Here is a 12,935-nt window from a genome sequence, read left to right on the forward strand (position 1 = left end):
CCATAACTGGATTATTAACCTAAACACTCAGAAAATGAAAAATGAACTAATTAAGCCTCAAGGGCTGGTCAAAAATGCTAACCGCAGACAGTTCCTTAGAACAGGCTCACTATCAGTAGCTGCGGCAGGATTGATAATGGTTGGCTGTAAGGATATCGTAGAAGAGCCAATTCCTCCGATGGAAGATGGTGTAATGCTTGGTTCGGGAGACATAGGGATCTTGAATTATGCCTATGCATTAGAGCAACTTGAAGCAGCATTTTATGCCACTGTAATGCAGGGAAGCTATTTCGCTAATGCAAGTGCGGAAGAAAAAACCATTATGGGAGATTTAGAAAAGCATGAGAGAGCTCACAGGGACTTTTTCAAAGCAGCTTTAGGAGGTGCGGCAATTGCTGATCTGGAAGTTGATTTTAGTTCAATTGATTTCAGCAATAGATCATCTGTATTGATGGCAGCGAAGACATTTGAAGACTTAGGAGTTGCGGCTTATAATGGAGCAGGACAATTCATTGAGAATGTAGATTACTTGCTTATTGCCGGTAAAATTGTTTCGGTCGAAGCTAGACATGCTGCTGCAATCAGAGACTTGATCAATCCAGGCTCAGTTGATTTTGCCGGAGATGATTTGATAGACGCAAATGGACTTGAGCGTACGCTTAACTTCTCTGAAGTATTGACAGCAGCCAGCTCATTTGTAACCACACCAATTGACTTTAGTCAGTTGCCATCATAATCCATCACTTTAAACAACATAAGATATGAACTTATTAAAATTGCTTGATAAAATGTGCCCGGATACCAATAGTCCGGAAGAGAAAGAAATGTTTTTCTCCAGAAGAGAGGCTTTCCGCCAGTTTGGAGATATGAGTAAAAAAGTAGCTATGGCTGCTTTACCTCTCGGAATTCTGTCGGCTTTGCCTAGAGTGGCGAAGGCAGATACTGCAAGTTTGATCGGTGTATTGAATTATGCCTTAACCTTGGAGCATTTGGAGTACAGATATTATCAAATGGGTATTGAGTCAGGAGTAATTGACGGAGCTGATTTGGCTATTTTTACCAAAATCAGAGACCATGAATTGGCTCATGTCAATTTCTTAAATGAGGTGATTTCAAATGTGCTGATGGGTACACCAGTGCCTGAGCCGGATTTTGACTTTACCGCGGGTGGTAACTTTATGCCATTTGATGATTACCCTACATTTTTGGCACTTTCTCAAGCCTTCGAAGATACAGGTGTTAGAGCTTATAAAGGTCAGGCTGGAAATGTCATGGAAAGTGATGTGGTATTGACTGCTGCGCTATCCATACACTCAGTGGAAGCAAGACATGCTTCTATGGTCAGAAGAATGAGAACTAAAAAAGGCCTAGATGATGTAAAAGGTTGGATTACCAATGCATCAATCGGTAGTCTTCCTGCTGCTACCCAGCCAATCTATGCCGGTGAAGATAATGTCACACACGGGGGTGTAAATGTGGTTAATCTGACTGATATAGATGCCGGAGCAGTATCCGAAGGATGGGATGAGCCGCTTAATAAAGAGCAAGTGTTAGGAATTGCTTCTCTTTTCCTAGCCTAGTATATGGTTATTAGTTGGGGTTGAGTGGTTAGATGTCATCTCTATTTGGAGGTGGCATCTTTTTTTGATGGTTTATAGGATCCCGCAGACCTGGCTACCGTAGGCAGATTACTCCGGAAAAAGACGCAGATATAGGCTGATGTTTTTAAATCAGGTTAACCATTTCATTCCCATTTTTGAGGGCTTAATTCATGAATTTTTCCTGTTATAAGTAACCACTGAGCACACAGAGACTTACAGAGAGTGGGTAGCTTAAACACCATCGCTGCCGTTCGTGTCGCACAAATGGCTTGGTTGCCGACTGTTGTCCTGCTTCTCCAGAAACTGGATCTAATTTGCACTTTCATCTTCGCGTGTACAGCTCGTATTCATTAATATTCATCTACTTAGACAGAGTTTATATTACACCCTCACTTACTACTATACCGCTTACAACTTACAACCAACTACTCACCCTTACCATTTTTTACCTCGCCCTTTTTGGAAGATTTTCCTCCTGATATCTTATAAATCAAATAGCCTATGCCGACTGCAAAATGTAGAATTACTATTCCAACTATGATATAAATAAAAGTGTCGCTCATAGGAATTAAGCTATTGATTTAACCTGAAATACTCATGATTGTAAAGACCAGAATTATGTATGGATTCAATGAGGAAAACTCCTCCACTACAGTCGTCGGGACAGGCCCAGCCCATTTAAAAAAAGGAGAGTCGACAAATTTGAACCTCATCCTTTGATAATAATAACCTACGTGTAGATACTCTGATACACATTTTAATTTACGCCTGTTACAAAAAGCAAAAGCCATCCAATTTTTTCGGATGGCTTTTTAAAGTTGAGTTTAAGTCTTGAGTTAAAATCTATAAAGACAAGCTCAAATCTTATTTGAAACCGATTTCTTCCAGTCCACTATGGCTGATTTGGATAGCTTCCATAGGATCTAAACCGAAAGTCTGGTCTTGTTCCACAAGGTAGAATTCCATTCCTGACTTTTCTTTTTCTGCCAAGATTCTCTTGAAATCAATATTTCCGGTTCCCACTGGAGCAAAGTTTCCTTCGTCGTTCATGTCTTTCACATGCCAAGCTTTGAAGCGACCTGGGTACTTTTCGAAGTAGGTGAGTGGATCAACTCCAGCTTTATTCACCCAGAAAAGATCCATCTGGAAATTGACAAACTCAGGATCACATTTTTCAAGTAGCAGATCTTCGATGATTGTTCCATCTTCCATCGCTTTGAATTCAAAGTCGTGGTTATGGTAAAGAAGTTTAATTCCAGCTTGGGTACATTTTTCTCCCAACGTGTTCATGATAGTAACCAATTCATCAGGTGTCCCTTTCATGCCCATTCCTTCCGGACCAAAAGTAAACATGCCCATTGGAGGCACTGGGATAACAAAATATTCAATTCCAGCTGCTTTCACGTCAGCAATCAATTGATCTGCATTTTCCATATTCACCATTCCCATGTGCGCGCTTTTTACAGTCATACCAAGTGATTCCACATAAGATTTGAATTCTGAAGGAGTCATGCCATAGAATTTCCCATCTGCATAATTTGCCGCTTCTACATAGGCATAACCGGCATCAGCTACAGCCTGAAGCGTGCTTTGTGGGTTGCTTGCCATGGAGTCACGGACTGTATAAAGGGCTAATCCGCCGAAACTTGCACTTTCTACAGCTACTGTTTCTACTGTTGTTGCAGTTTCTTCAGATCCGGTTTTACTGCTGCATGCGGTAAAACCGAGCGATAGTGCTAGAAGAAAGCTGATACTTAGGTTTAAGTGTTTTTTCATTTTAGGTTGGGTTTTTAATAGGCTCAAGATAGCTAATTCATACTAATATTAAGACGAAAACCTCACATAGTGATTGGAGAAAAGTTGATAAATCAGACTATATAAACAGCTTGATCCTACAATTTGCTGTGCTGAGGGATTTATAACTATCTTTAATAGAACAACTTCTATACAACCATGAAAAAAGTTCTATTTTTTATTACCCTTCTCGCATTTAGTTTTTCTTGTTCGAATGAAAATAGAAAGGAGACCGAACAAGAATCTCTGGAGGCTATGTCCGAAGAGGTGATGCAATACGATGAAGACATCACGCAGTCCGTTGTAGACCATCATTTGAAAGCATTTATTGGAAATGATCTGAATGAAACAATGGCTGATTATACGGAAGAATCTATATTGATCACTCCATACCGGACTTATAGAGGGCTTGCCGAGATCCAACTCAATTTTGAGAATGCATTTGCGGCACTTCCTAAAGATTCGACCACCGTAACCGTATCAAAAAATACCGCTATCAGAGATGTGGGTTATATCATCTGGGAAGCAGATGCTCCAAAATTAAACTTCAGCTATTGCTCTGATACTTTTATCATACAAAACGGAAAGATTGTCAGTCAAACTTTTGCAGGTATCATTACCCCCAAATGATACCTGCAAAAGAGTTTAATGTATTTATTGGAATCCAAAAACCAAGGGAAATACAAATACGACAAGAGTGATCCATATAATATAAATTGGCACATATACTACAATTGCTCTCCCGACCTCAGCGCTATTGGACTTTTGGGTAAGGCTGCCGAAAAGCTTCCAAGCAATCATCACAAGGTGGAATAGCATCAAAATGTTACTTCCGAGTACTGCCATTCTATTTGGTGTAATTCCCCATTCTGATATCCTGAACAGAATAGCAGATAGTGCAATTCCATTCACGATAATGGTGACAATGGAAAGTATAAATAAGATCCAGAAATCTGTGCTATACTTTTTCTTGCCAGTACTCTCCGCCACGGAGAAAAATATCAAAGCCATCACACCAATCAAAAGTAAGTTGAACAGTAACAGAAATTCCCGGTCGTTGTATGGATCTTTCCCCGAATAAACTATAGCGACCAAATAAACCACAAGCATTACCAATACGGCTGGACTGAATAATTTGGCTATTATAGGAGATACTTTGTTTACCAATTGTGGATTGGTCTGCGTCAAAAAAGCCGCCAGAATAGGGATTGCCGGAAGCCCAAACACGACTACATAGTCCTGAAAGAATTGCTCGATATTAATTCCAATAAGCTCAAAAAGACCAAATGTAATCCCGGAGAGAATACCAGATGCTATACCCAGAATTGCTATCATCACCACCGCATCCCCATTGAATCGGAGAAAATCGAGGCGCTTATGGAAATCACCAAGCTCTTTTCCAGAAAATGCAACCCCAAGTATTATCCAAAGTAGAACAGGTAGATGGATGCATGCCAATATCAGCGTATCGCTTTCAATATTGTCGGGAAGTAAATTGATATAGATCAGGCAGATAACCGTGATAGTAGTAAGGATAGCCAGCAATTTGGTGGGTACCTTGTTTTTCCAAGCGAAAAAAGCCATCAAAAATGGGAAGACTATAAATCCTATATTCCTAGGGTAAAAGTAATCCTCTGAGATGGAAAAGGCAGAAGGTATTTTCGCGACCAAACCGGCAAGGAAGGAGGCGATGACTACGAAGAGTAAGTCGGCTTTTGTTCCCCATGAAATGGAATTCGATTCGTAATTCAACCGTTCATGCCAGAATCTAGCAGGGGTATTTTGCTCTAATTCGGCATAAATAGCCATAAAAGCTGTTCTAAAATCAGCCTTATTCTTTCTGTACAACTTCTCTAGGTAAGCTGGATCTTCGATGTGGTTTTTTATTTCTTCATGCATGTTGTGTGTATTAAATGTGATTATTGTCGTGCTGTTATGTGTTTTGAGTGTGATATAGTGAATGATATTTCAAGGATTATTTTTTAGTATTTCATCAAACCTCCCCAGACATTCATCCAGCGGATTGCCACTGCTATGTATACATTCACAGAATTCAAATCCCGCAGATTCATTTTTAGTGTTTATAAATTGTGATTTACAATCAGATAGAGAATTTCTTGGCATCACTTGATGTCCATAACTGGCAAGCAAAACCACCAAGACGAATAAAGTAATTACCCCTGAAAAAAACAGAAGTGGAAATTCCTTATTGTATTTATTGGGTCTTTTTATACTTACTTCTTTGGACGATTTGTTAAATGGTAGTATGTATTTTAGTTTATCATAGTTCCATGTAAGGAGGTATAGATTGGCCAATACCATTAAGGGAGAAGTGATAATAGAACCTTCAAAGCGTACAGCAAAGGAGAGTATCCAGATATTAACAATGATTGGAAGGTATAGCAGAGCTCCCAAAGTGACAGTTTGTGGAATCACTAAAAAAACACCTGCTGTAACTTGAGCTATTCCAATAAATGTGTAATAATAACCTGTGTGATGCAATGCCTCTAAATAAGCTCCCATAGGATGGAGGGTAGATAATCCGCTAGCGAATCGTTCTCCAAATATTTTCACCATGCCAGCCACTATAAAGGCGTAGGCCAAAAGGAAACGGCAGAGTATAGAGAATATCCAGTACCATCTATTTCGTTTAATTCTGAGGTAAAATGCTTCCATTGGAGCTGAAATATTGAGCTTATTCATAGTTTTGGTTGTGGCGTTTAGGTATCAGTGTAGATAGTTAATCCCAATGTCCAGTGACACTAAATGCCAGAACAGAACTCATCCAGAGGGCGATAAAATACATCAGTACACTGAAAATGATGGCCGCGAGCTTTCTTCCTCCTGTGGGAAACCAAATAAAGCCCATCAGATAAAAGAAGATACCTCCTAGTATTCCGCCAAACGGAATGAATGTAAGTGGGATAAGCATCCAGGTTTCAAAGAGATCTTCCTTTGTCAGAATAATAAAGCTAAGGCATGATAGCGGGATGCTGGCTCCAATGATTCCTGCTACAATTGCAGATTTGATTTTGATACCTTCCAGAAATTCGATAGATGTTTTCATAATGATTGTGGTCTTGAAAGTACTTTGTAATTCAAAGTAAGTAGGTAAATTTTTTTAAGTTTTGTTTTCATTAATTAAATTTTCAAGGAATACTAGGTGCCCCTCAAATGCCTTTTTGCCTTGGTCAGTAGCCTCGTAAGTGGTCATCGTTTTTCTGCCCACAAAGCTTTTGTTCACTGAGATATATTCCGCTTTTTCAAGGTTTTTCAGGTGAGAGGCCAAGTTTCCGTCCGTTACCTCAAGGATATCTTTGAAGGAATTAAAATCATACTCCTCATTGACCATCAAGATAGACATGACCCGCAGGCGGACCACATTTTCAAAAGCTTTGTCGTAATTCCCCTTCACCTTATCTTTCGTATTTATAATACATCATTGTCCCATAGATGATATGCAATACCCCAAAGCCAATAGCCCAAAGAATCAGTCCATATCCAGGAAAGAATGCCGATATAATTCCCAACAAAAGCTGACAATATCCCAAGTACTTGATGTCATTCAGGGTGAAATTCGAGGCGTTTAGCAATCCCAAGCCATAGAAAATCAAAGTTGCCGGTGCTGCAATAGCTAGATAGCCTCTGGACATAATTGCCAGACAGAATAATCCACCTACCACCACTGGGATAAAAAGTGCCTGGATAAATCGCTTACTGGCAGGTGTCCAGAATTTATGGGCTTTTTTCTTGCTTTTGCTTAGGCTCATAACCCAGGCGGTGCCAATTGATAGGAGCATAACAATTACAGCTGTAGCCAGTAGTTTTCCGAATATATCATCCTGACTGATTGCATTGATGTTCGTCCCGAAAGGCATGTTCGGATAATAGATCCATGCATAAGCCATCCCAGCAGCAATAAGTGCATAGGTACCGGCCAATATTCCAGAAAGCCCACTAAGGGATAGGAATCTGGTACTCCTCTCCATCATGGATTTGATTTCAGCTAACTCTTGCTCTGGTTTTTTCATAGATAAAAGTACTTTGAGTTGCAAAGTAAAATCAAATATTCTATATATCATTACTCTAGAAAAAAAAATATTCAGAAATTTTTGCTGTTACCCTTATTCAAACTGAGCCAATCTCTTAAAAACTTCCTCCTTGTAAGACCTGCTTATAGTGAGGGCTTTTCCTCCAATATCCAAATATTCATGGGTATAGGAGTTTATAGCAGAGATGCTAGCAATATAGGATCGGTGAAATCGAATAAATTGATTTTCAGGAAGTTTGGTTTCGAAATTTGAAATACTTTCCCGTACTACCAGACTGCGATCATTCGTGTGAATCTTAATATAGTCCGCATAACTTTCTATATAAAGAATATCTTGAAGCGCAATTTTCTCCATTTTTCGATCTTGGCGAACAAATAAGAATCCTGACTTTTCAGGAAGAATAGTGCGGCTTTTTTGGTCGTGGGATTCTCTGACTTTCGTCACAGACTTCAAGAATCTTTCAAAGGGAATGGGTTTCAGCAAGTAATCTGTGGCTTCCAAGTTGAAGCCTTCTATCGCATATTCCCTGTGCGCAGTGGTGAATATTACCTGTATTTCTTTAGGGATAATTTTAGCTAAGGCCATGCCATCAATTCCTGGCATGTTTATATCCAAAAACACTAAATTTATTTCCTGTTGCTGAATTTCATTAAATGCCTCATTGGCATTGCTACAGCAAGCCACCAAGTCTAAGAAATCCACCTTTGCGATATAATCTCTAAGGATATCCTGTGCGATTGGTTCATCGTCAACAATGATGCAATTCATGGTACCTGCGATTGATGTTGGGTAGTAAGTATCTGGAGTTCAACTTCAAAAAATCCATCCATTCTATGAATAGTCAATGTATGTGAATTTGGATATAAAAGCTGAAGTCGCTTTTTGATGTTTTGAAGTCCTATTCCGGAGGAAGTTAAGTTTCCTTTAGTTAATGAATCATCAAAAGAGTTTTTTAGGAAAAACATTACTTTATCTCCCTGAGTTACTATTCTTAATTTCACAAAAGCATCATTCACTTGTGACTTTCCATGTTTAAAGCTGTTTTCAACCAATGGGAGAAAAAGCATAGGAGCAATCATATGATTACTTGTTTCTTTTGGGAAAGTTGATGTCACCTTTAATTTGCTTCCATGTCTCATCTTTTCCAATGCCAAGTAGTCTTTTAAATGGTCCATTTCATCTTGAAGAGGTACCAGCGTTTTTTGGGTTTGGTATAAAAGGTAATCCAGTAAGCTAGAAAGTTTAAGAATCAACTCGGGTGTTTCAGCACGCTTTGCAATAGCAGATCCATAAATGGTATTCAGTGTGTTGAACAAAAAATGAGGCTGAATTTGCATTTTAAGGTAGGAGAGTTCCTGCTGTTTGAGCTGTAGTTCACCATTTAGCAGAGCGAATTGAAGTTCCTGATTGTGCAAATGCATTTTATAGCTTTCTCGTAAGGAAGAAAAAAGTGAAGTGAATAAAACCACGATATACACACCTATAATAATCAGGTAAAGATTTTTACTGAGCATGAAACCAGTATCCATGCTTTCCCAAGAATTAATAAAAATGACTCCATAAAAGGAGGACATTGCAATCAGGAAAATGGAGATGACAAGGGTATACACTGTATATAAGGCAAACCAGTAATACCTTTGTCTAAATAAGTATTCCGGGATAAGGTGAAAACTGAAAACATTGACCATTCCAAGGGTGACAGGAAGCAAAAAAGCACCAAAAGCAAATGCGGAACCTAAATCTGAAAGGGTGATACCAAAGTAAAAAGTAAAGAAAAGAAGGGCTCCTATACAGATCGAAAACTGCATCAGCAATTTTTTAGAGAGTTCTATAAGTAGCCTTTTTAATTTCATTGAACTGGTCAAGGTCATTCAAATATTCTTATTTGCAAAGAAAATGCGATGGATGACCAGTTTTAGCCGATGGTTAACATGGTTTTGAGATTAAACCCCAAAACAGCGGTAGTTTAGGTCAAAACCTTAGTTTTACTGGTCATTGATCGCAAAACTTAAAAACGGAAATTTATTCTGGGTACACTTGTTTCATAATCAAAAACTATAACACATGAATTTACTTGGAACTGTATTAGGACAAAGCTTTATTGGCACCATTTCCGAAAGGTTTGTAGAAGGTGGATTGAATGGTATGCTACTGATTTTAGCATGTTTGCTTTTGGCGATATTTTTTACAGTCAAAGCCTTTGCTAATCTGAAGGGGGATGCTGCCATCTTTTTGAAGTATAAAAAAATGATCGGCCAAGTGGTGCTTCTTGGTTTGGTGATTTCTTTTGCCAACAGTCTATTCGGATTGATTCAGGGATTTGACGCACTTGAGGCATCTGGGGCAAATGATCCGGGGATCATCGCCGGTGGCTTGAAAATCACCTTACTTTCGCCACTTTTTGGCTTGCTCGTATTTATCCTTGGCCACACAGCAACGTTCATCCTAAGCTGGTTGAGAAATGTAAATGCTCATTAGGAAGTTAAATTTAGACCTTCCCATTATTCTCAATCTTTAAGTGAATCGAGTGAGAAGAGTTAAACCTATCTCATAGTTGTATTTAATCAAAACATGAAATGAAGACTATTTTTAATGCAATTTTACCTGCTTTATTTTTTTTTACGTCCTGTAACTATGGAGCTAAGGATTCAATAGATTCTGAAATTGAAAAAATCGAAAAGGGCCTTATAACGACTATTCAAATTGAAGGTCAACCGTTCGAAAAATACACTTTATTAGATCGGATGGATCATTACAATGTGCCAGGCATAAGTATAGCTGTTATAAAAGGTCGGAAATTACACTGGGCGAAAGGATATGGAATAGCTAACGAAGAAACTGAGGTTAATACGAATACACTTTTTCAGGCGGGCTCTATCAGTAAACCATTGGCCGCACTATCAGTTTTAAAACTAGTTGAAGATGGTATTATTGATCTTGATAAAGATGTTAATTTCTATCTAAAGAATTGGGAGATACCTTACAATGATTTCACCAAAGAACAAAAAGTAACGCTTAAGAGACTACTATCTCATACTTCCGGATTATCAGGACATGGCTTTCCGGGCTATCAGCGCGATGAATCTCTTCCTTCTTTGATTCAGGTTTTGAATGGTGAAGGAAATACACCTCCAGTTATTTTAGATACAATACCGGGTAGTATATGGAGGTATTCAGGAGGTGGATATACTCTTATGGAAAAAATAGTTGAAGATGTTAGTGGATTGAATTTTGAAAAAGTAATGAATGATAAAATCTTGAATCCGCTAGGAATGACGAGTAGTACCTATGAACAGCCTTTACCAGAGGTGCTAGCGTTATCAGCTAGTGTTGCCTTCGATAGAAAAGGTGAAATAATTGATGGTAAGTGGCATAATTATCCTGAGCAGGCCGCTGCGGGACTATGGACAACTCCGACAGAACTGGCAAAATATTGCATTGAAATTCAAGCTATCCTTGCCGGAAAAGATAATGGGATATTATCCAAAGAAACTATTGAAATGATGTTAACAAAAAGCATGAACAACTGGGGGTTAGGGCCTTCTATAAAAGGGGATAATAATTCTTTGATGTTTGAACATGGAGGTAAAAATGAGGGGTTTACAACTGAAATGATGGCTTTTGCCTATAAAGGAGATGGTGTAATCATTATGACAAACGCTGATAATGGACGTCCACTGATAAATGAAATCGTTCTGTCCATTTCAAATTACTATGGATGGGAAATCGATAATCCTGTAATGATAGAACTCAAGCAATCTGACTCTGAACAATTAAAGAAGCTGACTGGTAAATATAGATATAATGGCAAAGGAGGGGCTGTTCCAGATATAGAAGGGGAATTTGTAGTAGAAGTTAAAATGGAAAATGAAAGATTAAAAATGATTGATGAAAATGGCTATTTAAACACTCACCTTGCTCAAACTGGTATACTGGAATTCACTGAAATGGATGGAGGCCAAGTAATTACATTTCAACCGAATGATGAGAATGGTTCATATTCATTTTTATATTATGATTTTTTCCAATTTGATAAAATTGATTAAACAGTATGCCCACCAATTAGAGGTTGTACAAAGGATGGATAAGACTTAGTAAACGCAACCTCTGCATAAATCGATTTTAGTCGGTTACGAAAGAGTAGTAGCATTTGGCAAACCTACTGCAACCACAAATTTTACAAATCTGTGCAGCTACGTGCTGATGTTAGGTGGAAAGTTAAATTCATACTTTCCCATTAGTCTCAAACTATAAGTAAAATCGAACGCGAACAGTTAAATGTATCCCATTGATACTTCTTGCCCTTCTAATTTGGATTGCCTTAATCGGATTAGGAACTTAGTGGATGTGGGGTATGCAGCGTAATATTCCCAATCTGTTGATCTTACTTTCAATAGGGTATTTGATTATTGTTGTTTCCTCGATATTCATCATTAGAAACAAGTAAGTTACATTAATTAAAAACTCAGGGATATAGCGTAAAAGCCGGGAAAAAATCGCTATTCCTCTTTAGGAACTGCCATTGTATGATTGCCTGTCAGAAGACATTTCCCCTCCATCTCCACATAAGTTCTCATAAAATGATACTTGGTAGGACTGAGGCCTCTATCCACAATAGTAAATCCTGTAACTACTGCGACATTACCCGTGATTGCAACTTCCACATCGCTTTGTATTCGGGATCGTGTGTCGCTGCTTCCTTTTGCAGCTTGGTTTTCTGCTCGTTTTACTACTGCTTCTTTTGTGTCTATCATCGAAGCATGGTTATGAACCCAGACAAAATTTTCAGCTAGTACATTTTTAAAAAATTCAGGATCTGGAGCTAGATTATTTGCCTCCCACTGAGCGTCGAGCGCTTTGATAGTTTCTGCCGTCATGCAGTTGTTCTGCGCAACTGCTGAGAAAAAGGTGAATAAACTTATAAGGATGCACAGTGAGAAGAGTTTCATGTATGACAGCATATTTTTCATCTGTTTATAATTGTTTTTCAATGGTCATTACTTGTCCCGAAAATCGGGATGGAATCTCGCATGGTTGATAATCATTCCTTGGTGTGTCGCTTGCGTCATGCTCGATTTCATGTTGAGCGATTAAGATAAGGAATTTGCCAGCGTGTATGTCATCAAAAGTAATTATCCCCAGCAAATCCTATTTCAACTTTCGGGAATTAATTGATTTCTGAGAATAGCTTTACCAAGCAATAGATAAGAATTCTATATTCCTACAGGTAGAGAAGGTAAGCTACTGACTTCCATTGGATGAGGATTGCGATAATGGATATTTAATTTTATATTGAAACAGGCTTTGTATTATTTTTAATCTAGATTTTTTTCCAAAAAGTACTGGTTTAAAATCTTTTTCTTGAAATGAGAAGCTGATTAATTCCTCTTACTGGTTTTTGAAAGGAGTTGATTGGTCCGAGCCGGTTATCATCCTAGGTATTTGACTTCCACAGCACTATGTTTTTTTGTTGATATTAAATTAGTTA

Annotated in this window: 14 protein-coding genes; 5 read left to right on the forward strand and 9 right to left on the reverse strand. The window is 38.4% G+C overall.

Going from position 1 to position 12,935, the window contains the following annotated elements; all coding sequences use genetic code 11:
- Positions 1-34 precede the first annotated feature (34 nt).
- Both SYJ56_RS07310 and SYJ56_RS07315 read left to right on the forward strand, forming a co-directional pair.
- Positions 35-736, forward strand: coding sequence for a ferritin-like domain-containing protein (locus tag SYJ56_RS07310; RefSeq protein WP_323832998.1), 702 nt, complete (start codon positions 35-37; stop codon positions 734-736).
- Positions 737-761: 25 nt separating this feature from the next.
- A complete protein-coding gene (locus SYJ56_RS07315) occupies positions 762-1,580 on the forward strand; it encodes a ferritin-like domain-containing protein (protein ID WP_323833000.1) in 819 nt (272 codons plus the stop codon).
- A gap of 885 nt (positions 1,581-2,465) precedes the next feature.
- Here SYJ56_RS07315 and SYJ56_RS07320 read toward each other — a convergent pair.
- A complete protein-coding gene (locus SYJ56_RS07320) occupies positions 2,466-3,377 on the reverse strand; it encodes a sugar phosphate isomerase/epimerase family protein (RefSeq protein ID WP_323833001.1) in 912 nt (303 codons plus the stop codon).
- A 177-nt stretch (positions 3,378-3,554) separates the two neighbouring features.
- Between SYJ56_RS07320 and SYJ56_RS07325 the strand changes: the two genes are divergently transcribed.
- Positions 3,555-4,025 carry a nuclear transport factor 2 family protein gene (locus tag SYJ56_RS07325; protein WP_323833003.1) on the forward strand — a complete coding sequence of 157 codons (471 nt, stop codon included), beginning with the start codon at positions 3,555-3,557 and terminating at the stop codon, positions 4,023-4,025.
- Positions 4,026-4,049: 24 nt separating this feature from the next.
- Here the strand turns inward: SYJ56_RS07325 and SYJ56_RS07330 are convergent, their stop codons facing one another.
- The 7 genes from SYJ56_RS07330 to SYJ56_RS07360 form a co-directional block, all read right to left on the reverse strand.
- Positions 4,050-5,294 (reverse strand): hypothetical protein, encoded by a 1,245-nt coding sequence (locus tag SYJ56_RS07330; RefSeq protein ID WP_323833005.1) that lies wholly within the window; start codon positions 5,292-5,294, stop codon positions 4,050-4,052.
- Positions 5,295-5,363: 69 nt separating this feature from the next.
- Positions 5,364-6,098, reverse strand: a complete 735-nt coding sequence (locus SYJ56_RS07335; RefSeq protein WP_323833007.1) for a DoxX family protein — start codon at positions 6,096-6,098, stop codon at positions 5,364-5,366.
- 37 nt (positions 6,099-6,135) lie between these two features.
- The gene (locus tag SYJ56_RS07340) at positions 6,136-6,462 is read right to left on the reverse strand and encodes a hypothetical protein (RefSeq protein ID WP_323833008.1); all 327 of its coding nucleotides are present in this window, start codon (positions 6,460-6,462) and stop codon (positions 6,136-6,138) included.
- 54 nt (positions 6,463-6,516) lie between these two features.
- A complete protein-coding gene (locus SYJ56_RS07345; RefSeq protein ID WP_323833010.1) occupies positions 6,517-6,810 on the reverse strand; it encodes a winged helix-turn-helix domain-containing protein in 294 nt (97 codons plus the stop codon).
- 1 nt (position 6,811) lies between these two features.
- Positions 6,812-7,426 carry a hypothetical protein gene (locus tag SYJ56_RS07350; RefSeq protein WP_323833012.1) on the reverse strand — a complete coding sequence of 205 codons (615 nt, stop codon included), beginning with the start codon at positions 7,424-7,426 and terminating at the stop codon, positions 6,812-6,814.
- A 93-nt stretch (positions 7,427-7,519) separates the two neighbouring features.
- Positions 7,520-8,215: a LytR/AlgR family response regulator transcription factor gene (locus SYJ56_RS07355; RefSeq protein WP_323833014.1), complete on the reverse strand. Its 696-nt coding sequence runs from the start codon at positions 8,213-8,215 to the stop codon at positions 7,520-7,522.
- Positions 8,212-9,300 (reverse strand): sensor histidine kinase, encoded by a 1,089-nt coding sequence (locus SYJ56_RS07360; RefSeq protein ID WP_323833016.1) that lies wholly within the window; start codon positions 9,298-9,300, stop codon positions 8,212-8,214. The genes SYJ56_RS07355 and SYJ56_RS07360 overlap by 4 nt, the downstream gene beginning before the upstream one ends.
- Positions 9,301-9,511: 211 nt before the next feature.
- Between SYJ56_RS07360 and SYJ56_RS07365 the strand changes: the two genes are divergently transcribed.
- Together SYJ56_RS07365 and SYJ56_RS07370 are read left to right on the forward strand one after the other, a co-directional pair.
- Complete coding sequence (locus SYJ56_RS07365; RefSeq protein WP_323833018.1) at positions 9,512-9,925, forward strand: hypothetical protein; 414 nt, start codon at positions 9,512-9,514, stop codon at positions 9,923-9,925.
- A gap of 98 nt (positions 9,926-10,023) precedes the next feature.
- Positions 10,024-11,493 carry a serine hydrolase domain-containing protein gene (locus SYJ56_RS07370; RefSeq protein WP_323833020.1) on the forward strand — a complete coding sequence of 490 codons (1,470 nt, stop codon included), beginning with the start codon at positions 10,024-10,026 and terminating at the stop codon, positions 11,491-11,493.
- 453 nt (positions 11,494-11,946) lie between these two features.
- On the opposite strand, the gene SYJ56_RS07375 is transcribed toward SYJ56_RS07370, so the two are convergent.
- The gene (locus tag SYJ56_RS07375) at positions 11,947-12,417 is read right to left on the reverse strand and encodes a nuclear transport factor 2 family protein (RefSeq protein ID WP_323833022.1); all 471 of its coding nucleotides are present in this window, start codon (positions 12,415-12,417) and stop codon (positions 11,947-11,949) included.
- Between the last annotated feature and the right edge of the window lie 518 nt (positions 12,418-12,935).

This window comes from Algoriphagus aurantiacus (assembly GCF_035156405.1).
In the GTDB taxonomy this organism is placed as follows: domain Bacteria; phylum Bacteroidota; class Bacteroidia; order Cytophagales; family Cyclobacteriaceae; genus Algoriphagus; species Algoriphagus aurantiacus.